General features: G+C 46.5%; 22 protein-coding genes and 1 riboswitch. Of the genes, 4 read left to right on the top strand and 18 right to left on the bottom strand.

Annotated features, from left to right (window positions below):
- Positions 1–35 precede the first annotated feature (35 nt).
- The 3 genes from AWQ21_RS15500 to AWQ21_RS15490 all read left to right on the top strand — a co-directional run bounded on the left by AWQ21_RS15500 (position 36) and on the right by AWQ21_RS15490 (position 2,316).
- Positions 36–218, top strand: coding sequence for a DUF2281 domain-containing protein (locus AWQ21_RS15500; RefSeq protein WP_065715593.1), 183 nt, complete (start codon positions 36–38; stop codon positions 216–218).
- A gap of 93 nt (positions 219–311) precedes the next feature.
- Complete coding sequence (locus AWQ21_RS15495; protein ID WP_083998097.1) at positions 312–1,346, top strand: glycoside hydrolase family 10 protein; 1,035 nt, start codon at positions 312–314, stop codon at positions 1,344–1,346.
- Between the two features lie 121 nt (positions 1,347–1,467).
- On the top strand, positions 1,468–2,316 hold the full coding sequence (locus AWQ21_RS15490) for an SH3 domain-containing protein (protein ID WP_232315164.1): 849 nt from the start codon (positions 1,468–1,470) through the stop codon (positions 2,314–2,316).
- Positions 2,317–2,372: 56 nt separating this feature from the next.
- On the opposite strand, the gene AWQ21_RS15485 is transcribed toward AWQ21_RS15490, so the two are convergent.
- The 13 genes from AWQ21_RS15485 to AWQ21_RS15425 form a co-directional block, all read right to left on the bottom strand.
- Positions 2,373–2,978 (bottom strand): hypothetical protein, encoded by a 606-nt coding sequence (locus AWQ21_RS15485; protein ID WP_065715591.1) that lies wholly within the window; start codon positions 2,976–2,978, stop codon positions 2,373–2,375.
- A gap of 69 nt (positions 2,979–3,047) precedes the next feature.
- Positions 3,048–3,362, bottom strand: coding sequence for a hypothetical protein (locus AWQ21_RS15480; protein WP_157094815.1), 315 nt, complete (start codon positions 3,360–3,362; stop codon positions 3,048–3,050).
- Positions 3,363–3,376: 14 nt separating this feature from the next.
- On the bottom strand, positions 3,377–4,249 hold the full coding sequence (locus AWQ21_RS15475) for a hypothetical protein (RefSeq protein ID WP_065715589.1): 873 nt from the start codon (positions 4,247–4,249) through the stop codon (positions 3,377–3,379).
- A gap of 54 nt (positions 4,250–4,303) precedes the next feature.
- Entirely contained in the window at positions 4,304–4,648 is a 345-nt protein-coding gene (locus tag AWQ21_RS15470; RefSeq protein ID WP_065715588.1) for a hypothetical protein, read from the bottom strand.
- A 124-nt stretch (positions 4,649–4,772) separates the two neighbouring features.
- Complete coding sequence (locus AWQ21_RS15465) at positions 4,773–5,150, bottom strand: hypothetical protein (RefSeq protein WP_065715587.1); 378 nt, start codon at positions 5,148–5,150, stop codon at positions 4,773–4,775.
- Positions 5,147–5,380, bottom strand: a complete 234-nt coding sequence (locus AWQ21_RS15460; protein WP_065715586.1) for a hypothetical protein — start codon at positions 5,378–5,380, stop codon at positions 5,147–5,149. Before AWQ21_RS15460 ends, AWQ21_RS15465 begins: the two co-directional genes overlap by 4 nt.
- A gap of 22 nt (positions 5,381–5,402) precedes the next feature.
- Complete coding sequence (locus tag AWQ21_RS15455) at positions 5,403–6,107, bottom strand: hypothetical protein (RefSeq protein WP_065715585.1); 705 nt, start codon at positions 6,105–6,107, stop codon at positions 5,403–5,405.
- 456 nt (positions 6,108–6,563) lie between these two features.
- Complete coding sequence (locus AWQ21_RS15450; protein WP_065715584.1) at positions 6,564–7,850, bottom strand: NAD(P)/FAD-dependent oxidoreductase; 1,287 nt, start codon at positions 7,848–7,850, stop codon at positions 6,564–6,566.
- Positions 7,851–7,855: 5 nt separating this feature from the next.
- Positions 7,856–8,728 (bottom strand): CoB--CoM heterodisulfide reductase iron-sulfur subunit B family protein, encoded by an 873-nt coding sequence (locus AWQ21_RS15445; RefSeq protein ID WP_065715583.1) that lies wholly within the window; start codon positions 8,726–8,728, stop codon positions 7,856–7,858.
- Positions 8,729–8,733: 5 nt separating this feature from the next.
- Entirely contained in the window at positions 8,734–9,345 is a 612-nt protein-coding gene (locus AWQ21_RS15440; protein WP_065715582.1) for a 4Fe-4S dicluster domain-containing protein, read from the bottom strand.
- A gap of 27 nt (positions 9,346–9,372) precedes the next feature.
- Complete coding sequence (locus AWQ21_RS15435; RefSeq protein WP_083998096.1) at positions 9,373–10,434, bottom strand: FAD-dependent oxidoreductase; 1,062 nt, start codon at positions 10,432–10,434, stop codon at positions 9,373–9,375.
- A gap of 64 nt (positions 10,435–10,498) precedes the next feature.
- A complete protein-coding gene (locus AWQ21_RS15430; RefSeq protein WP_065715580.1) occupies positions 10,499–11,545 on the bottom strand; it encodes a heterodisulfide reductase-related iron-sulfur binding cluster in 1,047 nt (348 codons plus the stop codon).
- Between the two features lie 51 nt (positions 11,546–11,596).
- Complete coding sequence (locus AWQ21_RS15425) at positions 11,597–12,304, bottom strand: 4Fe-4S dicluster domain-containing protein (RefSeq protein WP_065715579.1); 708 nt, start codon at positions 12,302–12,304, stop codon at positions 11,597–11,599.
- 364 nt (positions 12,305–12,668) lie between these two features.
- Positions 12,669–12,748: riboswitch (Fluoride riboswitch) on the top strand.
- Positions 12,749–12,847: 99 nt separating this feature from the next.
- Between AWQ21_RS15425 and AWQ21_RS15420 the strand changes: the two genes are divergently transcribed.
- The gene (locus AWQ21_RS15420; RefSeq protein WP_065715578.1) at positions 12,848–14,464 is read left to right on the top strand and encodes a sodium:proton antiporter; all 1,617 of its coding nucleotides are present in this window, start codon (positions 12,848–12,850) and stop codon (positions 14,462–14,464) included.
- Here the strand turns inward: AWQ21_RS15420 and AWQ21_RS15415 are convergent.
- From AWQ21_RS15415 to AWQ21_RS15400, 5 genes are all read right to left on the bottom strand, one after another.
- The gene (locus AWQ21_RS15415; protein ID WP_232315176.1) at positions 14,461–16,077 is read right to left on the bottom strand and encodes an alpha/beta hydrolase; all 1,617 of its coding nucleotides are present in this window, start codon (positions 16,075–16,077) and stop codon (positions 14,461–14,463) included. The two genes, AWQ21_RS15420 and AWQ21_RS15415, sit on opposite strands and share 4 nt — an antisense overlap.
- A 644-nt stretch (positions 16,078–16,721) precedes the next feature.
- Positions 16,722–19,160 carry a hypothetical protein gene (locus AWQ21_RS15410; protein ID WP_065715577.1) on the bottom strand — a complete coding sequence of 813 codons (2,439 nt, stop codon included), beginning with the start codon at positions 19,158–19,160 and terminating at the stop codon, positions 16,722–16,724.
- A 43-nt stretch (positions 19,161–19,203) separates the two neighbouring features.
- On the bottom strand, positions 19,204–20,322 hold the full coding sequence (locus AWQ21_RS15405; protein ID WP_065715576.1) for a PilW family protein: 1,119 nt from the start codon (positions 20,320–20,322) through the stop codon (positions 19,204–19,206).
- Positions 20,273–20,728: a prepilin-type N-terminal cleavage/methylation domain-containing protein gene (locus tag AWQ21_RS15985; protein WP_071932308.1), complete on the bottom strand. Its 456-nt coding sequence runs from the start codon at positions 20,726–20,728 to the stop codon at positions 20,273–20,275. The genes AWQ21_RS15405 and AWQ21_RS15985 overlap by 50 nt, the downstream gene beginning before the upstream one ends.
- Positions 20,729–20,934: 206 nt before the next feature.
- Positions 20,935–22,089, bottom strand: a complete 1,155-nt coding sequence (locus tag AWQ21_RS15400; protein ID WP_065715575.1) for a prepilin-type N-terminal cleavage/methylation domain-containing protein — start codon at positions 22,087–22,089, stop codon at positions 20,935–20,937.
- Positions 22,090–22,196 lie beyond the last annotated feature (107 nt).

Below are 22,196 nucleotides of genomic sequence, written 5' to 3'. Positions count from 1 at the left end.
AATGAAAATATTTAGTCCTTTAGCCTCCATCAACCATGACTGCTGCCGAAAAACTCCACCAACTGATCCAAACCTTACCGGAAGACCAGATTAACGAAGTGCTCCACTTCGCCGAATTTCTCCAGCAGAAACAACAGCAATCAGCTTCCGCAAACGTTATTCCCCCTGGGACTCTGACAGGATTGCGGGGCATTGTAAAACATCGTGAGTCAACTTGATGGTGTCGTTACGCGAGATCGCAAAAATTTTACAGATAGCCAGATGCCAATTTACTCTCCGACGGACATCCTTCGTCAGATCTAGGATATGTGATGAAAATTTTTCATAAATTAGCCAAAATCCCCCAGCCTCTGAAGTGGAGCATCAGCATTGTTTTTCTGTTCACAGTCCTGATTACCAGACATCATGCGCCGGCTCGACCAGCCTACAACAGCGAAAAAATCTATGGTCTCTGGCTGACTGATGTGAGTGTTCTGGCCTTCACCTATACGAGCTTCCTCGACGAAGTGCTCCATGGCATGGCTGGTTCTGGCTATGACCGGGTTTATTTCAGTGTCTATGGTTATCGGGGGCAGCTCTATCCCAACAAAGAACGCCCCGATCGAATCCCAGAATTACCCTTTTTCCGGCCCCTCCAGTCCATGGCCAAAGAATCCCGCCGCCAAGGTCTAAAGCCCTTTGCCTGGTTTGAATTTGGCTTGATGCTCCCTGCGGATGATGCTCTGGCAAAGAAACATCCTGACTGGTTATTGAAACTCCCTGACGGCACCACAGCAATCGAAAATACAGGAATTCAAACTGTCTGGCTAGATCCAGCTCACCCGGAAGTTCAGGCCTATATCCTGAGTCACATGAATGAGATCCTCAAGGCAAAAGATTTAGCTGGCATTCAGCTCGATGACCACTGGGCCATTCCCCGCGAATTTGGCGAGCATCGTGCTGCCCTTACTGCCCTTACTCAAAAAGTTCATGACCACATCAAAGCCAAAAATCCTGAATTGATTCTGAGCTTATCCCCCAATGCCTACGACTTTTCCAGAGAAAAATATAATCAGGACTGGCTCCCCTGGGTACAACAGGGCCTTGTTGATGAAGTAGTGATCCAAGTTTACCGGCCTACCCCCGAAGCTGTTGCCCAGACTATTAAAACCTCTGGCATTGAGACCGCCGCCCAATATGTACCCGTGGGGATTGGTCTTTATACCGGCTATCGCCAGGGACAACCCTTTACCCCTGACGCCATTGACCAGCAAATCGAGGTGGTGGAACAAAAAGATTTTGGCTACGCTCTCTTTTCCTGGGAATATCTAGCCCTACGGTATTTATTCAGTGCCATACCAAAGTAAAACAACCCAGCAATTTATTGGTGGCATTTAAAATAGACTTATGAACCCCATAAGCCATCGATTGTTTCGATTAGTTTGCTTTTTTGGCTGTCTATGTGTTTTAACGAGTTGCCGAAGTAGATTGCCCCAGGAAAACGCATACCCAAATTCAAAGCTCCCGGAAGCAACGGAAGCATCTTCTAAGGAAATTGTTAGGGGCCAAGCCGATTGGCAGACTCGTCTGATGAAAATGGGCGCGAAAGCAGAAGATATTTACTATGTCAAATTCTATAAGGATGCGGCTGGTCGAATGCATGGCAAAGTGACCAGAGATTATGGAGGAAGTGAAGTCGTTTTTGAACTAGGACTCATTTCCTGGGCACCGGAAACGGTACAGCTGGCTAGGCAAACTAAACAGCAATTTGGTGATGTGATGGGGGCTCACTTTAATATCCATGGTCTACAGAAAAGAACATCCCTAGGGATTCAGAATTTTATGCAGATCCACCGTGGCTTTGCGCTCCATGCCCCCATCTGGGGTGAAGGTTCTCTGCAACATAATGGCTTCATTGATCCCAATGGCCATGGCTGCGTTCGGGTTACGGAGCATCAACGTCTGTATGATTTGGCAAAAAGCTTAGAGGGCTATCTAGCCCATGGCCAGGGTTTACCCATTTTGGTGGATTACTCTGTGTTTATCGACACTGATGCGGTTGTACCTTCAATGGTTCAATCCTTCTTACCCAGTAACTTGCCAACTTGGTGTGCAGTTAATGTTTCGGCAGAAGGAGGTTTAGGTCGTGTTCGAGCGGAACCATCTACCGACTCTGTGATTATTCAAGAATTGACTCACGATGCAAAAGTACGGGTTGAGAGAAAGGTTATGGGTGAGAACATTAATAATTCAACGGACTGGTATTTTGTCACCTTCACCCTTGGTGGCCCCCAGGAAGGTTATATTCATGCTTCACTGCTTGATTGCACGCGATAGTGGGGATAGTAGGGCGATTTTTTCAACAGTATGTGATTTATGAGATTGGGTAAGAGTCAACTGGGCTGAAGCCCTAACAATCTGCCTGTATTCGGGTCTTTGAGTTGTCCTTTGTGGAAACGCTGAAACGAATCCCGCAGCAAGCGTACATCGTCCAGACAGTAGCGCACCACACCTTCATATTCACCCTGTTGCCAGCGCAGTGGTGCTAAGGCTCCATCACCGATCTTGCCCTGACCAAAATTGGCGATCGCCAATCGATCTAGTTTGTAGGAATAATCTTTGGGTTGATTCCGCCAATCACTTGAGCCAAACACCTGACGACGAATCAGTTGCAGCAGGTCAAACCGCGATTGAAATTCTGGAAAACCATTCACTCGAAGTAATGGATCATCAAAACTACGCGAATTAAATCCCACCGCCTGATCTGCGTACTCCCGAAATAAGGCGATCGCCTGTTCATTTGCGGCCTTATTTTTTACCTGCGGCTGCCGCTGCCAATCCAACGTAAACCAATCAAACCGATCCAAATCTGAGACATAAAACCCGCAAACCGCAATCCCCATATTCGCCTTATCATCCCAACGGTGGACATTCTGAAATGGCATATAAGCTCGGTTTGGGTTAATGGTGGCAATAATTTCTAAGTCAAAAAAAAGCATGGTGAATCAATTCCAAAAGCAAAATAAAAAAAGGCGATCTACCTCGGTAAACCGCCCAGTGACAAATCCCTAGGCGTAGCTCGGGCGACTAAAAAGACTGCGGACCTTATTCCAGCCCCAGTTAAAGTAACTCACCAAACAATCTTTCGCAACTTTGACCGTTTGTTTCACACCATTGACCACCTGCTGCACCGTTTGAACCGCAGCGGTACCGGCCTGTTTTGTCGTCTGGTGTACGCTGTGGGCCACCTGTTGTACTGCTTGAGCCGTAGCTGTTCCTACCTGCTTAGCTCCTTCCCAGATACGACTGGCTACCTTTTCCACCAACTGCCAGAGTTGACCGAGGATGTAGTGAATCGCGTCTACTAATTTTTCAATCTTCACAACCACCCAATGAATTAACTTGCTAAACGGGGGAAATGTTTTTCGAGATGCACCACAAACTTTTTGATATGTTTCATGGCCAGCTTGCAGAGGGAAACAAGACCATAGGCGATTAATAGTTCCCGAATCCCCGGAATGAGAGACAATAGCAAACCCACAATAAAAGCACTACCCACCTGATCAGCGTCTCCTGCTTGGATTAGGGGCACAATGCAATCCCGAACTAATTTTTCCCGTTGACTATGACTGCGAATCAGTTCTTCCCGGTGATGGACAATGTAGCGGAACAGGGCGATAATCCGGGGGCCATAGGTGCGCATGATGGCATAGGTACAAGCCAGTCCTAAACTTTGGGCGAGACTTTCCATCCCTGTATAAATTGACTCCGCCAGACCATCATAATTATTGCTAATCGCCAAATCATTACTGGCTGCCAGATCCGGGGTGAAGTTTTGAGAGCCCTGCTCCGGCGCTAAATTGCTTGGTAAATCATCGGTATATTGATTTTCGATCTGCATCGCATAATCATTCGTTTCCTGGATAATCTGCTCTGCTTCTGCGTTGGAAATTGGATTCTCTTGACGAGCCTGGTTTGGGTAACCATAGTCACCGCCACTTACTTCTAAAACAATATTGTCGGGATCCCCAGATAGCTCTGGATGGGTGTGCTTACTCTGAATATGGCTAATCTGAACGGCAATTTCATCACCATAATCCTTGAGAAAGTCCATAATTTCATTGGGACTATCCTTCAGATGATCCGAAATTTCGTCGAAGAGTTCTTGGGGGGTTAACCCCTCATGGTTTGCAGCCCGTTGGGCAATGTAGTCTTGAATATATTTGGGTTGATTCGCGAGGTCTGTGTAGTCTAATGTCGCAGTCTGCATTGTTTTCTAAAGGTATAAGTGATCAAAATTACTTAGAAAGTTAAGGAGAAACGGTTAAGCCATAATCTGCAGCAATTTGCGGTATTTCAGATCAATGTCTGCAGTTAGTAGCTCACCGACAGGTGTTTTATAAGTTTGGGCTTTTGGAGTAGCAAGGATTTGGAACCATTGGATCACCTTCTCCTGCTTGCCATAGATATTTTTGTTCCATTTCCAGCCGATTTTGAGTTGAGTCCCGTGGGGAAAGTTACGCAGGGTAGCTCCTTTTTGCTTAAAGGCGACATAGGTATTTCCGGCTTGGTCGGTGATGGTGTAGTTACAGCGGTAGGCATCGCGGAAACTGCGGCCAGAGGAATGTTTGCTGCTGGCAATAGTGATATGGGAATAGTTGAGAGGCATGGGCTTAAGGCCGTGAGAAATTTGTGAACGAGGTGGAAAACTTCACTGTTGCAATCCAACTTTTGATTAGCTATCGAGGGTTCGAGAAAAAGTTATGCAGATTTGCAGAAAATTTTTTGCTGGCTTAAAAAAGAAATTCCCAGCTATCGAGGAGACCATTGTCGTTAAAGTCTCCGTCCCAGGCATCGGAGAGGTTATCCTGCTGGGCGGCCCAAATTTCATCCTGAGTCACAACCTGATCGCCCCGAGCCGCATTCACATAGGGATCTTCTAGGAAGACATTATTTAGATCGCCGCTGAGGTGCGGATATTGACTTTGGGGATAAATGTGGGAAATATCTTTGTGGCGCATAAATTCTTCAATCGCTTCTGGCCCCTGATTTTTCACGGTGTCCGGTAAAAGAGTGTCATAGGCCAATTCCGGATCAAGGCCGTAGGCTCCAAACCGTTGGGCTAGATATTGCTGTTGTTCCAAAGGAAGACCGTAGTAGTCTAGACTCATTTTTGGCGAGTCCTCCAGTAACGCAAAATTAACCAAATAGCGGCTTCTCCAGCGAGGAAGATCCACACACTCTGGGTGACATAACCCAAGGCGATCGCCCCGGATGTTGCCCCTAGAGCCAAGAGGCGACGGCGGCGTACATCCCGTTGAAATAGTTCCCAGCGATTATCCTCAATCGTGTTTAATCTTTGGTGCTGGGCAAGGCTAGATTCTTGTTGTAAATGATCCATGGTGATGTTCCTCGATTCACAGTTAGTAAACGTATTGGTGGGGCGCGTTATAGGGAATCGCAACGAGATGCTGATTTTGCTGGGGGTTACGCCATAGCTCTACCGGAAGGTTTCTACCCATATCCGTTGGAATCATTCCTAACTGCTGCTTTTCCATCACCCAGTCCGTATCAAAACCAAAACCATTGATTCCGAAAACAGGGGTCGTTGAGCCTTCAACCTTTCCTAAGTGAGCCACATAACCATCGGGAAACTGAATCCCAAAGACTGTGCAAGGCCGATCTGTTTGGGGGTGCCGGATAATCATTAACAGACGCCGCACCGCTTCACCTCGATGCCGTTTCCGATGATAGATATAAGATTCCGGCGTATTGATCCACTCCAATTGATATTCCTTTAGCTGACTATCGCTGAGGCGATTTAACTCTGTGGCCACTCCTCCAGTCATTGCTGAACCGACTGCAGCACCTATAAAATCACCGAATTGTAAACCATCACCAAGGCCAAGGCATAGCCCGGCGATCGCCCCACCAATCCGCCAGAAAGATTGCTCCTGGGCCTTTTTCTGTTGGTAGTGATGAATGATTCTTTGGATCACCTCGTCTTCATTGACAGTCGGATAATTAATTTGAGAAGACAATAGCCCCTGATAGCGGGAGAAAACCCCAGGCGTTTCGTAGAGCGTCATCTCGGACAATACTTGGACAATCGGTTCAATTGCACTCATTTTGTATAAGCCCCATAGTGGGTGAACTATGGACTTATCTCCGTGCCATCAAAAAGTTATGCAACCAGACTCAATATTGTTTTCAAACCCCAGACCTCAGCCTAAAGTTGAATTTATAGCCGACGCTAGAGCAAAATGAGTAAAAGTGTATGGGCTCAGCTCACAAAACAGAGCAAATAGTACACTCAGCATCAAAGCGTAGACAAAAAAAATATTCATGCTGTCCCAAGGGCAGTTAGCTTCATTGACGCACTCCTCTGCCTAAAGACGAGAGGATTCTGGGTTCAAGCAGCAATCGCAGGTTTGCCCCGTCTTACATTGCCTAGCCCACCGAACAACGCCCTGCCCGGTTTTGAACTCTCGATTCTCCCAGCTTTAGCTCCTAGACGGGAAGCCCCACGCTGTAATCTTTGATTCAGCGTCGGGAGCATGTCACAAAGACGACCTTTGCTGCACTTAGTCTAGGTCTGGAGGAAGGGGACGCACAAGCTGCAATCCCAATGCCTTTAGGCCCAGTTTTTCAAACCAAGGTATCGCTAGGCCCCAACGCATTTTCGTGAGGAAAAATAGTTCAAATAGGGTTTTACTCCAACTTACCCACCGTCCTTCGAGGGCGACGCAGCGGCGACGTTTGACCATGTCTGGCTCTCGCTGTACCGGATCCGCGATGAAAATAATGCCGCGATCGCCAAAATCACTCATGCAAATTGCGGCGAGAGTTGGCGTTACCGGAACGCCCAAATTAGGGTTAAACTGGCGGGCAATATTGTGGGCGGCGGCCATCCCCATCGCTTCTGTCATCTGTCCTGTTTTTGGTAAACCTGTGGGGATCGGCGTGGCTTCATGGGGCGTTAGTTCGACGATTACCCCAGCCGCATAAACAGAATCAAACTCTGGATGTTGATAGGTAGGCAAGACAGGAATAAACCCCTGGGAATTGGCGATCGCCGGACAGTTCCGCAAAAAAGTCGGCCCCTGGAACGACGGCAAAACCATACTGTAGGCAAACGGTAGCTGTTCCCCATCCGCCAAACAAATCACATCCGGTTTAATGGCAATAATCTCTGCATTGGCGCAGGTGGCAATATCCTGTTGCTGTAAAACCTTCTCCACCAACTCCCGCGAGTGGGCCATACCCCCAATCCCCAAATGACCAACGTAGGGTTCTGAAGTGACTAACGTAATCGGTACCTGATCCCGCAAGCCCAAGCGCCGTAACTGCCAATCTGCCAACAGCGCAAACTCATAGGCCGGGCCAAAACAACTCGCCCCCGGTGCTGCCCCCACGACCAAAGGGCCTGGATTCTGGATGAATTTTTCCCAAGCTTCGTGGGCAAGCAGTGCATGGTGAGGGTTACAAACCGACTGGGTAAAACCTGTTTCAGGGCCGAGACCTGGTAAAGCATCAAGATCTAAAGCGGCTCCCGGTGCAATTACCACATAGTCGTAGTCAATTCGTTTTGTTTCTGGCCCCACCGAGACATATTTTTCCTGGGGATTGATCTGCTGTACAGATCCTTGTATCCAATGCAGACCATGGCGATGGGCCAACTCTGGCAAGGGCAATTGCACCTGATCCAATCTTTTCAGGCCCAGGGCTACCCAGGGCAGGGAAGGAATAAAGGTGAAGTAGGGCGTATCAGAAATGAGGGTAACGGTGTGGTCAGTGGCCAACAATTGCCTCAATTCATAGGCCGTCGGGAGACCACCAATGCCAGCGCCGATTACAACAATATGAGCCATTCAATTTAAGCGTGTGCGGTGAGTTTAGCGAGGACAGGTCGGGTTGAAACTAGATGTTTGTCCAAGCCTAATTTACGGGGGGCAATGCCCAGGGCCAAGCCAATGAGTTCGGTAATGTACAAAATGGGTAGCTTGTAATTTACATTGTAGGCTCTCTCAATGTCCGGTTGACGGAGTTCTAAGTTTGTTGAACACAATGGACAAGCGAGAACAAGGCAATCTGCACCAAGTGATTGGGCTTCATCCAAAATATTTTTGGTTAACCGGTAGGCTGTTTCTGGCTGAGGCACTAAAATCGGGCCGCCGCAGCATTTTGTTTTCGCCCGGAAATCGAGCACCTCTGCGCCACAGGTCTGGGCAAGGCGATCCATGGCCATCGGGTTCACGGGAGAGTCCCAACCGGTCAAATCTTCGGGGCGGGTTAAGAGGCAGCCGTAGTAACAGGCCACCTTGAGACCAGTGAGGGGGCGTTTAATGGCCGGGGTAAGATCCACATCGTTGGCAAGGACATCGACGACACTCCGCACCTTGATCGGTTGGGTCGGAATATCGAGGCCCATCTGCTGGAGAATCGGTTCAATTTGTTCCCGTTCTTCGGGTTCAGCGAGGGCGCGGGCCGCTTTGGCAGATTTGTTATAACAACCAGCACAGGAAGCAAGTAAATCCTGTTGTTGCTGCTGGGCGAGGACGACGTTACGGGCGGCGAGGGCCATGCCCACTTGACGGTTTACGCCACCGGCGACGGAACCACCGCAGCAGGACCAGTCTTTGAGTTCTTCGAGGTCAATGCCGAGGGCCTTGAGGACGACTTTGGTGGAGAGGTCAAATTCTTTGGCAGAGGTATGAAGGCTACAGCCAGGATAGTAGGAAAATTTCATGGTGTTTACGTTTTTGATGGTTCTGGGGCTTGGGTTCTGGCCTGGGCGATCGCCTTTTGGAAGGCACAGGGATGTTTCACCTGGGCAGGGAAGGGAGACAGTTTGCCTTTGAGGGCCAGTTGGATTCCTAGGGGGGCCTGGTCAACCATCGCCTGGAGGCCACCATAGGCATACATTAGTTCTGGTTCAAAGAGGATGCCTCGTTTTTGGATTTGTTCGACAAAAATTTGGTTAAAGTGGGTGGAGTCGTTTTCAATGCCAGCACGAATGGCGATCGCCTTGACCGCTTCGATCACATCACTGGGGCGAACACCGCGAGGACAGCGGGACGTGCAGGTATGGCAGGAGGTACAGAGCCAGAGGGTATTACTTTGCATTACCTTTTCCCATTCTCCCCGTTGCACCATTAGCACTAAACTGCGGGGCGGGAGATCCATCTGGGCGGCATTGGGACAGCCCCCAGTACAAGTACCGCATTGCATGCATGCATTAATCAGTGCGGCTTTACCCCCCTCGGCGGCCACCTGCCGTTGCAATTGACTATTCATGCGATCGCCATCCACTTGCCGATCCTTTTTGATGCCAAAAAAACATTTTTTCTTTTTTGCTATGACCATCGTCTTTTATTTAGCTAATGCTGATGTTTAACGGGCAGAAAGGCTAGCTTCCGCAGATTGAGAATGGGGGATAGCGGCCTGCTGGGCTAAAAAGCCAAGGATTTCGGCGGCGGCAGATCGACCATCGGTGATCGATTCAACAATCGCCTTCGGCCCTGTCGCAGTACCGGCGAGAAAAATTCCCGGTCTGGGGGAAGCATTATTGCTATATTGCTGATTCGCGGTCACATAAAAGCGATCGCAACCGACCTCTAGCCCTGCCACATCCACCAAGTCCGTATTGCCTTCCATCCCGACGAGCAGCACCACCAAATCCACCGTGAGCTTCATCGGTTTGCCGATTAGGGTATCTTCCACCCGCAGATGGAGGGTACTGTCATTATTTTCACTGGCTTCAGAAAGGCGACCGCGAATAAACTGAATGCCATATTTTTCCTGGGAGGTGCGATAGAGTTCTTCGTAACCCCGGCCAAAAACGCGGATATCCATATAGAGGTTATAAACGCTGCAATCGGGGATCAGTTGCTTGATTTCGATGGCGTCTTTGATGCCGTTGGTGCAACAAACCCGTGAACAATAGTTATTGTTGACTTTTTGATCCCGGGAGCCGACACAGTGGATGATGGCGATTTTTTTAGGGACTTTGCCCTGAACTGTGCGTAACCGTTGCTCCTTGAGCATGGCGTCGAGTTCCACCGATGTAATCACGTTGTCGTAAATGCCGTAGCCATATTCTTCTTTAAAAGAAGCATCGAAATGGTGAAATCCGGTACTCACTAAAATGGCATTGGTGGCGATCGCCTCCCCGGTGGAAAGGTGGACTTGGTAGTGGGGAGCTTCCCCAGTAATCCTTTCGACGGTGGTTTCCGTGAGAATCCGTACCCCCCTTAAGTCGGCCCGAAGATTGTCTAAAATGTCTGCCGCATCTGTAAAATCCGGAAAGACCTTAAACCAATTTTTGACGTGACCCCCCAGCTCTGGCGCCTTTTCCACGAGGATTACCTGGAACCCAAACCGTTGGAGTTTGCCTGCTGCCGCCATTCCGGCCACACCGCCCCCAATTATCACAACCGTCTGTTGTTTCATCATCTGTCGCTCTCTCGTTTATGGAATCTTGCTGGATTATCGAAGCGTTTAAAAAAAAGACATCGTTTTAGAAAGGACGCCGCCGTTCCTCAGGGGTTTTTGAGCGGTCGTAGGGAATGCCGATGGCATCTAAGAGGGGTTCAATGGCTACAGCCTTCGCGTTTAAACCACAATCCTTAAAGGGGTCATAACCCAACAGCAACCCCGTCAACTGGGCATAGTCGAGGACACAGACCCCAAAATCTTCTTCGAGCACTTCCCGGATTGTGCCCTGCTCTGCGTCTAAAAAGACGGTGCAACCGGGACAGTTGGTCAGGATTAGTTTGCAATCGGGGTGGGCGGCCTTGAGGCTTTTCATTTTTTTGTACACCGACCCGGCAGTGTAGTCGCGGTTTTCGGGGAAAGCACATTGTCGGAAACCCATGCCACAGCAGTGCCGCCGTTCGGGATAGTCCACAATGTCGGCCCCAAAGGCTTCTAGCAGTCCCACCAACACCTGGGGAAATTCGGCTCCCCCCATGGCTTCTTCGGGAAAAATTTTCGCGTAGTGGCACCCAACGTGATCCGTCGCCTTAATTCCTTTGAGGGTATATTTCAACTTGGCGGCGAGCTTGTGGCGGTTGGCAAAAAATACATCGGAAGCATGGACCACCGAAGGGCGATCGCCAGAGACATGGGGCACCCAGAAGTCGCGACCCGTGGTTTCCTTGAGAGTTTTAGCGGTATATTCCCGCAGGGCTGGTTCTTCCTCCCAGAGTTTGATCACCTCGGTGTAGTTGGCAAAAGAAGTCACACAAAAAGAAAACAGCTTATCAACCCCCAACTCATGGTGCGCCAGGGAAAAATTACGGGCGGCCACCACCATTTGCGTTTCTAAATTAGCCACATCCCCGTGGTATCCAATCGCCCCACAGGAAGTATGCCCCGCGGCTTCATGAAGTTCGATGCCCAAATCGTTCTTTAAAATTTTGTAGGCGATCCCCTCGGTGTAAGGGGCAGCGCTCTGGAGGAAACAACTGCGGAAACAGCCCCATTTTTGCCCATCGGCATCATCGACGGTGGGTACTGCTTTTTGATGTCTTTCCCAAGCTTTAACACGACCAGTAAATTTCATTGGTATTAGTTCCTAAACGCTAAATTCAGTGAAAATCAGTAAAAAGTGAGACTAATCTGCCTCTGGTAGGGGATAGTCGCGACTGTCTCCGGTTTCTAGCCAGGTTTGCCAATATTTCTCGACTTCTGATTTATTGCCTAATTTCTTTTCCATCCCCGCCTCCACTGCATCCATCAAGGCGATCGCCCCGGTTTTTTCGTAGATGGCCCGCAGTTCATCGAGGTCTGCCGTCGGGATTTGCCGGTGGGAACCCGGACTATTTTCTAAATCCATGGGCACACCCCACCATTCCCGCATTTCTGCCATATGTTCGTAGTAGTATTCCCAGTTTTCCCCTAGTTCAGGGAAGTGCTCTGGCGTAATATTTTTCGCCAGCAGAGTGTAGCCCCGGTCGAGCATATTCTGCCCAAAAACCCGCTTGGCGATCAGTTGCTGACGTCCTTTTTCCGATTCCGCAAAATAACCAAGGCGCACCGACAATCGCCGCAGGGCCAAGATCACCGAAGCCGCACTGTTTCCCCGGGGGCAACGGGTTTTGCAAGAAAAACATTGGCCACAGTACCAAATTTGGTCGGATTTTAATAACGCTTCAATGAGTTCATCATCTTCCGATTGCACCGTGTTCATCACTTCCCGGGGGGAATATTCATAGAATTCTGCCGCCGGACAAACCGCTGTACAAACCCCACAATTTAAACAGGCATTCATGCCATGCTCATACAAAATATCTTGTTTAAGCGCCTCAAAAAGCTGACCCATAATGTCCTTCCCGTGAGAATATTTTTCTCGGCTTTTAATTCTTTAATCTCTATTTAGTTATAGTATTGTTTAAAAAAATATGACAATGGGCACAAATACTTAATTAATTTGGGGATCACAAACAAAAACAGCTTAAATAGCTTGTAATTAAGAAAATCAACATTTGTATTGATTTTTTGTGCATTAAAAAATATCTTCTATTTAGGATTTATTTAATCTTTTGCTCAACGCAAGATCAATTTTTTACCCTAGGAAACTATGTTTCTGTCGAGAATCTTTTAGAGAAAAATGAATCGCACGTTTATGGTTGATGTTATCAAGGGCAAAAAGGCGATCGCCCTTGACACCGTTTTTGTGATATAAATTGGGCGATGGTGATGGAGCTCACCGAAACCGCCCAGGATTTTTTTAAATTGCGCCTCGGCTAATGGCTCCTACGCTTCCGACTTGTGGTGAAGCAGTAGGGCTATTTTGATCTGGGCTGCACTGATTTTTTTCGCTACAAGTCACGTTGATTAACCACCCTAATGACAACGTGATCCCATGTTAGAAAGTATTATCTGGATTCTTTTGCTCGGTTTTTTTGGGGGGCAGATCGCCCAACGCCTCAGGATTCCTGCCCTCGTGGGGATGGTGCTCGTCGGCATTGTCCTTGGCCCCCAGGTGGGGAATGTCATCGCCCCAGAAACTTTGGCGATCGCCGCTGATCTCCGGACGATGGCGGTGATGGTGATCTTGATGAAGGCAGGTCTGGGCCTCGACCGGGATAAATTGGCCCAACAGGGTAGTGTGGCCCTCCGCCTCGGTTTTTTACCGGCCGCCTGTGAGGCGATCGCCATTATGTTAATTTCGGTGCAACTTTTCCAATTTGATTGGGCGACGGGGCTGTTGCTGGGGTGTGTACTGGGGGCCGAATCACCGGCAGTGATCGTACCAGGGATGCTGCGGCTGAAGAGTCTCGGCTGGGGTGTCAAAAAGGGAATTCCCGACGCAATTTTGACGGGGAGTGCCCTATCTGATGTGTTGTTGCTATTGGTGTTTAGTCTGCTGCTGGCCTTTCTCACCCAAACCACGGAGACAGGGGTAACGTTAATCGGGGGTTTAGGCCTGAGTCCCTTGCAATTGCTGCCGCTGCAAATTGTGACTCAAATTAGCCTCGGCGTTGTCATCGGTTGGGTGACGGCGCGTCTGCTGGTTTCTTTGTTAGCCCGACAAAACTGGACAGATAATGCGGTGCAAGACGGGTTAATCGCCGCTGGTTTAGCCCTACTCTTGGTCATTGGGGCAGAATATCTACCGATTTTCTCTGGTTATCTGGCGGTGATGGGGACGGGTTTTTTCTTAATTGAGTTGGATGCGCCCCTGGCCCGTCGTCTGCGGGGGAGTTTCGATAGTCTGTGGGCGATCGCCCAGATCATTCTCTTTGTTTTATTAGGGGCCAGCATTCAACTGGGCGTCCTCGGCGATACATTCTGGGTGGGTCTATTGGTCTTGGGAGTGGGTACTTTGGGGGGGCGATCGCTCGGCTGGTATCTCTCGACCCTTGGGAGTAACTGGACTGGGCGAGAGCGGCTTTTTTTGCTGCCTGGCAACTCTGCCAAAGCAACTGTGCAAGCGGCCATTGGGGCAATCCCCCTGAGCCAGGGCGTTGCCGGGGGAGAAATTATCCTCGCTTTATCAGCCCTTTCTATTCTGGTGACGGCGCCCCTCGGTGCCTGGGCAATTCCCACCTTTGCACCCAAACTCCTAGAACGGGGCGACATTGACCCAACCAAAGTTTCCGTGAGTCGCCGCACTGTACTCTTGGCTGCCGTGGATACATCGCCCTTGGCCCAACAGATTTTAATCAAAACCGCCGAATTAGCCCGCCGTAGCGATGCGGAGGTGATTGTTCTCCATGTGATTCGCACCGATAATCCGGCTGCGTTACAACAACTACGACAACAGACCCGCCGTAACCTGGCAGACATTCGTTATCAATTTATTGCGGCCCCTGGGCCAGTCCCAGCAACAATCATCGACATTGCCAACACCCATCAAGTGAGCGAAATTATTATGGGTAAACGTGACCATTATCTGCCGAATAACTTGCTCATCGGTTCGGTATCCCAGGCCATTTTAGAAAAAAGCCCTTTACCTGTGGTGATTATTGAAGCCTAATTAATATCGATCTGATTTTCTTGTTTGAATTCGGCGATCGCCGCTTCCAACTCCGGCAGCGAATCTTGGGTAATCATGAACGTTTTAAATTCCTCGTTTTGGCTGAGGTACTGCCCGTAAGCTGGATCTAAATAGGCGCGGTACTGGTCATCCTCGGCCGTGTAGACCTGGAAAAATGCAAGGGCGATCGCCTCACTATAATCATTCAACAGTTGGGGGCTCGGCAGATTCAACCGGGGAATGCGATCGAGCAAGCTCGTGATCCCCAGATCAAGCCGCGAAATATCCACATGGGCCTGACCCTCCTCTAGGATCAAATATTTTTGCTCACTGCGAATCCACGGAAACGAACGAACCTGCTCAAAAATAAAGGGCGTCGCTGGATCATAACTCCCCGCCACCACCGCAATGGGAATGTCAATTTGACTCAACGCCGCCTCCCCAAAAATACTCGCATTGACCGGATTCGCTGCAATTACCGCCTGGATCCGTTGATCACGAAAATTGTAATCCTCTGGAGAAAGCTGTAGCGCCCGACATTGCAACAACAACGCATTATTAAAAATGCCCCACTCTGCGGCACAATCCTCATTTAACTGCTCAAAATTTGGCGTCGGAAAAGCCCCGGCCACAGCCAAGGCTGTATAGCCCCCATAGGAATGGCCATAGATACCCACATTTTCTAAATCCAGCCGTCCCCCAAACTCGGCCCCATTGCGCCGCTCCAATTCATCCAACGTAAAACTAATATCAAGGGGGCGATTCACAAATTCCTGTAAATCAGACACCTGGCGATGGTAACCCGCCGTAAATTCCTCCAAATAGGCCAAATCACTCCCCGGATGTTGCGGTGCCACCACCACAAATCCATAACTGGCTAAGTGTTGCGCCAAATTACGATGCCTTTCGGGAGCAGAGGCCAGCCCATGGGAAATCAGAATAACGGGCACTTTCTCCCCTAGAGGCTTTTGGGGACGATAGATCTGGGCATAAAATTGGCGATCGCGTGTTTGATCCGTCAACTGCCAAGTCTCCATCTCCACCTCAAATATTCCCATCTTTCTCAAATCAGGCCGCTGGCCATAATCAGCCACAGCTGCAAACTTTGCCTCTTGCTTCGCCAATTGTTCCACTTCATCAATAAACCGTTCTGTTCCCGTTAAAATCGTTGAGACATTTTTCGCGAAACCAAATGCTTTTTCTAAATCAACCTGAACATCAACGCCCAAATTATCAAGCACATTTAATAACGTCAGACCATCTTCCTCAAAGGCAGATTTAATAATTGCTCCCCGCAGCGCATACTTCCCATTACGTCCTCCGCGAATATTCACCACTTGACCAAAAGACTCTAATAATCTTTCTCCTTCATCGGTTTTTAAACTACGAGCCAACAGCACCGGATCAATTTCAACTTTTCGGGTGAGAGCCGTTTGGAGTAATTGGCGTTCTTCTGTTTCGGCTCCCACAATATCCAAATAAAATTTCAGATCGAGAGGCACATTGCCCGTTTCAGCAAAATTTTTGAGAGAATCAACATCTAAAGATTCTATCAGTGGACTGTAGATGAAATAAATTTTTTCAGCTGCCTGAGATGGTGTGCCAAAAGCCACGACGGGAAACAATCCCAAGCCTAGACTGAAAAGCCAAGATGTAATTTTATTTATCTTTTTTCCCACAATCGTTACCTTATTGATGACTAAATCAATTGCCAATTTAAATATCTATATTATTTTAAGATCATATAAATTTTTATGTTTTTTTACCATGCAGAGTTTTTCCCTTAAATTGTCTGGATCAATAGCATGGTCATTTTATGTTTAAGAGGTTGTCTGAGAAATATCAAATGTTGTCAAGTCGCCCCCTCAATCCCCCAATTTAGAGAACTTTTTTATCCAAAACCTAGGCAATTACCCCAAGACTGGAGGGCAAGGGAGACTTTTTAAACAGCCTCTAAAACTAGCAAGCTATAAAAGCATTTCAAGATATTTCAAAATGAATTTAAAATTAGGTTAAACAATCAAAAAAAATCAAAAAATTAGTTTTTCTAAGAGCTTATTTATAACCCCTCTGTCCCCAATCTGGGGAAGGTTTTAAGATGATTAACAGGATCAAAGTCCCCATTTTGCCAGAGCTTTAGTGAGGATATTTAAGGGGCGGATCAAGACATTGACTAACTTTCTAAACAGCCTCTAAGACCAAAGGTATCAAAGGTATTGTAACGTCGCTACTTTGGGCAGATAGTTAATTGTTCCGCTTAGTCAAGATAACGTTCAAATGCAGATTGCTTAACGTGAATAAAACGTGGTGACAGAGGCGGCAAGGCACCATATTCATTAAATGACATATCATATTCCCAATCACGGTTGGGTGCACCATATAGTTGATTACTCCAAGTGCCAGAAACGTGCCTGGGTGTGCCCAAGCTGACAAAAGAGCCACGATATCTGAGTGTTCTACCACCCCAGTTTTCAGAAAAGCGTGGATAATTTTCTAGGCCGCCGTTATAGCCACTTGTCGCCGCAGAGTTGGTAATATCTGTATTCGCCAGGAAAGCGCTATTGATTTCGGTGTTAACTGCATTTGCTTTATTACCACCGGGGTCATTAATATCAGGGTTACAGCCCCTACCGGAACTCTTATTGACTAAGCCATCTTGGTTTCGACAGGCTTCAGATAAAACATTGAGAGAATCAGCTAACACACTTGCAGGCTGTTTATTCACAGTATTGTAATTGCCTTGTACATAAACAGCTTGATCGCTAGCAAATGTTAAACCAGTGGGATTAGGATTATTTGCGGTGCTTGACAAGGCCATTAACTGTTCACCGCCACTCAAAATAAAACCATAGGGGCTATCAGAGGTTTTTGCTTTCGAGTAATCATCTTGGTCAATTGTTCCATGAAAAACAAGTCCGCCTTCACTATCATCTTGAGCGGCCAAACCTAATTTTTGAAATGAGTTATTAGGAGCAGCATTGTCAGGATTTGCGCGTTCAAATAGCAATTCATCCGCTTTCTTGTGTTGATCTAAATTGCCCTGATTGTTGTTGAAGTCCACATAAATGCCATCACGATTCCACGCCGCCAAACTCTCAAAATTAAACTGTAACAATCTCATGTCACGGTCTTCGCGGTCATTATAGAAACGGTAAGTAGAATTATGGCTGGAGTTATCTCGACCAATATCTCTAATCGGAGCCGGAAGGAAACAACGTTGGCCCTGTTCAATATTATTTGAATCTTTGTAAGAAATGGCCGCAATTTGCTTTGGCGTCAAATCAAATAAGTCATCTTTCTCCGATTGAGTAAGACTTGTGCTCAATCGGTTTCCTAGTGCTTCTTCAAAAGCCTCTTTTAAATTACTTGAAGTATTTATTTTAGAGTCAAGTTTAGAAAACTGGATTGGTTCAACTTGAGCGGCGATCGCCGTTTGTAGCGATTCAATGATTTTGCCTTTTTCTTCATTATCATTGGTGATGGACGAAATATTTGGACTAGAAGGAGCTGAACAATAATCCGCATTTTCCAAATCATTCCCTAACATAACTGGCTGTTGCAAACTCCGTAACTGACCTTCTGTAAGGTCTTGATATGTCCCTGCACTATCACGAACTTGAATTTCAAATGGAACATTTTGCAAATAATCATTTGAACTGGTTGCTGCAGGTTTATATTCAATCCTCAAGTCTGCCTTCTGATAATAAGCGCCGGAAGTATCAAGAAATGAAGGAGAGGGAATAATAACAGGATCAACACCAACCTGTACTTGCGTTCCCCAAGCCGCTTGAACGCGCTCTGGATCCATTGGATTAGTAGTCCGGTTAGTACTGCCGGTGCCATTGCGGAGGAGATTGAGCCAATTACCAGCCGCATCCCTAATTCGTACTCTGCCGTCAGGATAAGTATCATTATTGTTTTTGCGCCGATTGAATAAGCTACCACCAACGGTTACTTGCTCAGGTAAACTTAATCCATTATTATTATTTGCTCCCAGATATAAACTACCATTAGTATGTACAGGCCCCCTTAGATCCATTGTTGGCCCTGGTAGAATTTCTAAGTCATTTGCATAAAAGGCAGCAAACTGGAACATTGGAATTAAGCGGCTCGTGATATCCATTTTCAGGCTTGCTCCGAGTTCTGAGCTAGGCGCTGCTGTTTCTTTTGCGACTGAATGAATGGCAAAAGCATATTCCAACATACTAAGATTTTGGAATAGCTCACCCCTTGGAACGATCCCCGGCCGTGGGTCTCCGCCATTTTTGGCGATGATATATGAAGCAGACTCAAAAGGTGATTGATCCCTCGAACTTTGCCGGAACGTTTCAACTTCACATCCAAAGTCTCCCGAACCGTCATTATTAGAATTGTCATCTAAACAGGCTTCAACTGATTCTGGAGGTGCGCCACTCGGTGTGTTGTAACCTGTGAATGTTTGGCGAATGCCCTCAACCCTCAAATTAAGGCTGGCTTCAGCCGCATAAAAGGCACTATTCGTATCAGCAGAGGCATTGGAACGGAGTTTTTCGGTTTGAGTAATCCTCGCATAGGCAGTCAGCAAGGCTAGGGTTGATAAACAGATCACCAAAACAACAAAGAAAACATAACCATCTTCTTGCTGATTTTTTGTTTTTAGTGATTTACTTACAGTTTTAAAATTCAGAAAATAAACTAATTTTAAAAGCGTATTCATAGCTTGCTATTCCAGAAGATTATTGACTTAAAATATAGGTAAATTAGTAATTAAAAATATTACGAGGAACAAAACTTCGTGACAATTGCAGAATCTCACAATTGTTAGGGTCTTCACATCTTCTTTGTAATGTTCTCGCCGCTGATGACTCAGGATCTACTTGTAAAGTTATTTCTATTGATCTGATCTGTGACCAAGAATAGTCATTAGGGAGTTCTTCAGAGCAATCATCGCTACTGGTTGGAGGAATGATAGAACAGTTGAACGTTTCGCCTTCCTGGGCAATTACAGCTGTTACTTCTAGCAGACCAATATCATTGGTAAGATTAAGTATATTTTCATTATCATCATTAATAACCAACTGAAGAATATTATTTTCATCATCTATTTGATAACGACGTTCTTCGATTAGATAAATGCGGCTACTGCTGTCTGCATTGTAATTATTTTTCCAGGTGCCTTCGCTTCCATTTTCTAAGGCAATGTACTCTAGATCATCAGAGTTTGTAACTGCATTATCATCTTCATCAAAAAGAAGTTCGTTTTGGTAGTCAAAAAATTCTCCTTTGCCATTGCCATCGTATATAAAAGCTCTTACTTTTCCACCTTCAATTAGACGATAATTGCGAATATTATCCCATCTATCCGGCCAACCATCATCATTAATGTCGGATGCTAAAACTACTTCACATCCAGGCAAGGGAGTTTCATCGCCATTTTGATCAAGAATGACGATAGCATCACGAGAACCGGCCTTAATATCTTGGCAAACAGGCATAGACGCAGGTAACAGTTGGCGACGAATGACCAATTCAGTCGGATCTGTCTCTAACAAAATAACGGGAAAATTAGGATCGCTATTATTTAGGCCCTCACCGGCTTGTCGAACATCTCCACCAATGGCATCCAAAGGAAGACGCAAAGCCTGTGTAATATCTGAACGAGCTTTATCATTAACAAAGACTTGACGATTAAGCAGACTGCCAAAAAGGGCTAGGCTAACTACCAAAAAACCAATTGACAATCCTACTAAAAGTTCGGTTAGGGTAAAACCATCTTCACTCTTTCGTTTCTGAAAAGTGAGTAGGTTGAGATAGAGTTTTAATGCGCTTCTATCGGAGGGCAGTGTAGACGGTTTCCACTGTGTAAACTGTGTTTTCATTGTATTTTACTTCTAGTAATATATGTCGTATTGGATTACTGGGATCTTTCTCTGTACTACAGTTAATGGAGCCATCCTCTGCTGTTTCAATTTCTTTAGTACATACATATAAATTATAGAGATATTCTTTACCTAAACTCCTGCCTGTTGCACCTTCAATTTTTTTGGGAGTGCTTATATCTGTCCGGATTGTGTCGAGTTTTTGTTGAGATAATGAAACTGCACCAGTCCGAACTTCGCTGTCGATATTGCTTTTTTGTTGCGTGAAAAACAGAGGTGCAGAGACCGCAAAGATAATGGTAAAAATAGCTAGTGCAGCCATAGCTTCAATCAAAGAAAAACCTTTACTGCAGTGTTTCCTGAGTAAGAGCTGTTGATGTATTTTTGTTAGATCATGATGAGACATTTAAAAATTACCAACTATTTTTTTAAATAGGACATGTGATTTGCTAAATAAAAGGGTAGATGCTGCTCTTTTTACTTTTATGAAAAATCTCGGCTTAGAAATAAACCAAACAGAAATACAATTATAATGAAAGTTTTGGTGCGTTTTAAATTCCCCAAAAAGCCAAGAATCGATAATTCTAAGTTTCATTTGAAAACTTATCGATGTCAATTGAACCCCAGACATATTTCCTTATCCTCTCCAGTATATGCTTCACATGATGCGGCCCGATTTCCTGCTTGATTTTGAGAATTAGCCCCATCAGACTCACATTGAGACTTCTCCTGCCCAGTAAGTCCTTCACATGATGCGGCCCGATTTCCTGCTTGATTTTGAGAATTAGCCCCATCAGACTCATCACCATCAGTTTCAATAGTCACGATTCCTTCTTGATCAATTCCCACTTCAAGTTTTGCTCCGGATGCTACATCATCATTTTCTTCGGTCGGTACTTCAATCGGGGTTTCTTCTTCGTTATTTTCTGGTGGATCTGGAGAAAGATCTGGGGAAGGTTCAATGGTTTCTCCTTCTAGGGCTTGAACTATGACTGAATCAATCATGCCTCCCTGAAAGACGACGACCTTCCAAGCTTTTTTGTTTTTTTCAGTAGCTAGCGTAATTTCTAAATCTTCTTCCCTGACACCATCGCTGTCACTAATCGTGGCAATCCCACGACTATCAAAACAAAGCTCCCAATCATCGCCAAGATTGCTTTCCATGGCGATGTTATCGGACAATTCTAGATCTTCAGCAAAAAATGTACGGTCATTTCTCCAGGTTTTAAGAATGCCGATCTCTGCACCACTGTTTTGAGCTGTGCCAAGGGCCTTACCGAGCGTTATTGTAGAAGAGCGACTATCAGTGGTCAAAACAATATTTTCGTTTTCGTCACTGCCTATTGTGAGATGGTCACCAGGTGCAAACCCTTGTACAGAAACAACTTTTAGCTCCTGAGTAGTCGCCGTCGCATTTGCTGCAAGCTCAGTCGAACTGGTGTCACAGCTACGGGTGTCAGATGTTTCGACAAGTAGTAGGCGTGTGGGATCTTGGGGATCTGGACGAATTCTTAACGCTGAGGATACGGCGATCGCCCGTGATCGTGCCTGTGACAAAAGACCACTAACTTGATATGTTGCATTTTGTAGCGGATTATTGATCCACCTGATTATGGGCACTGCAATTGCTGATAGAATACCGACTATAGAAAGAACAGTCAGCAATTCTATTAAAGTGAAACCCCGTTCCTTACTCTTCACATAAAGTCCCTCATCGTTACGAGAGAAAACATAACAGACGTGTTTCACAAACAAGAGATCGTTCATTTGTACTAAACACTTGCCAGGATTTTTATTTTCTCAAGACTATCTTACCCAATAACAGGATATCCAAGACAATATTGCAGGAATTAGGCCAAGCGCCCCAGGAGAAT

The sequence above is a fragment of the Picosynechococcus sp. PCC 7003 genome, assembly GCF_001693255.1.
Taxonomy (GTDB): Bacteria; Cyanobacteriota; Cyanobacteriia; order Cyanobacteriales; family MRBY01; genus MRBY01.
This window is presented reverse-complemented; position numbering and strand designations above follow the sequence as displayed.

Bases quoted from the DNA above. Each gene is read 5' to 3' on its own strand.
- AWQ21_RS15500 (WP_065715593.1), top strand. From the start codon at position 36: ATGACTGCTGCCGAAAAACTCCACCAACTGATCCAAACCTTACCGGAA.
- AWQ21_RS15475 (WP_065715589.1), bottom strand. From the start codon at position 4,249: ATGCAGACTGCGACATTAGACTACACAGACCTCGCGAATCAACCCAAA.
- AWQ21_RS15465 (WP_065715587.1), bottom strand. From the start codon at position 5,150: ATGAGTCTAGACTACTACGGTCTTCCTTTGGAACAACAGCAATATCTA.
- AWQ21_RS15435 (WP_083998096.1), bottom strand. From the start codon at position 10,434: ATGATGAAACAACAGACGGTTGTGATAATTGGGGGCGGTGTGGCCGGA.
- AWQ21_RS15425 (WP_065715579.1), bottom strand. From the start codon at position 12,304: ATGGGTCAGCTTTTTGAGGCGCTTAAACAAGATATTTTGTATGAGCAT.
- AWQ21_RS15445 (WP_065715583.1), bottom strand. From the start codon at position 8,728: ATGAAATTTTCCTACTATCCTGGCTGTAGCCTTCATACCTCTGCCAAA.
- AWQ21_RS15455 (WP_065715585.1), bottom strand. From the start codon at position 6,107: ATGAGTGCAATTGAACCGATTGTCCAAGTATTGTCCGAGATGACGCTC.
- AWQ21_RS15450 (WP_065715584.1), bottom strand. From the start codon at position 7,850: ATGGCTCATATTGTTGTAATCGGCGCTGGCATTGGTGGTCTCCCGACG.
- AWQ21_RS15470 (WP_065715588.1), bottom strand. From the start codon at position 4,648: ATGCCTCTCAACTATTCCCATATCACTATTGCCAGCAGCAAACATTCC.
- AWQ21_RS15405 (WP_065715576.1), bottom strand. From the start codon at position 20,322: ATGAAAACACAGTTTACACAGTGGAAACCGTCTACACTGCCCTCCGAT.
- AWQ21_RS15410 (WP_065715577.1), bottom strand. From the start codon at position 19,160: ATGAATACGCTTTTAAAATTAGTTTATTTTCTGAATTTTAAAACTGTA.
- AWQ21_RS15440 (WP_065715582.1), bottom strand. From the start codon at position 9,345: ATGGTCATAGCAAAAAAGAAAAAATGTTTTTTTGGCATCAAAAAGGAT.
- AWQ21_RS15420 (WP_065715578.1), top strand. From the start codon at position 12,848: ATGTTAGAAAGTATTATCTGGATTCTTTTGCTCGGTTTTTTTGGGGGG.
- AWQ21_RS15400 (WP_065715575.1), bottom strand. From the start codon at position 22,089: ATGAACGATCTCTTGTTTGTGAAACACGTCTGTTATGTTTTCTCTCGT.
- AWQ21_RS15985 (WP_071932308.1), bottom strand. From the start codon at position 20,728: ATGTCTCATCATGATCTAACAAAAATACATCAACAGCTCTTACTCAGG.
- AWQ21_RS15495 (WP_083998097.1), top strand. From the start codon at position 312: ATGAAAATTTTTCATAAATTAGCCAAAATCCCCCAGCCTCTGAAGTGG.
- AWQ21_RS15485 (WP_065715591.1), bottom strand. From the start codon at position 2,978: ATGCTTTTTTTTGACTTAGAAATTATTGCCACCATTAACCCAAACCGA.
- AWQ21_RS15460 (WP_065715586.1), bottom strand. From the start codon at position 5,380: ATGGATCATTTACAACAAGAATCTAGCCTTGCCCAGCACCAAAGATTA.
- AWQ21_RS15430 (WP_065715580.1), bottom strand. From the start codon at position 11,545: ATGAAATTTACTGGTCGTGTTAAAGCTTGGGAAAGACATCAAAAAGCA.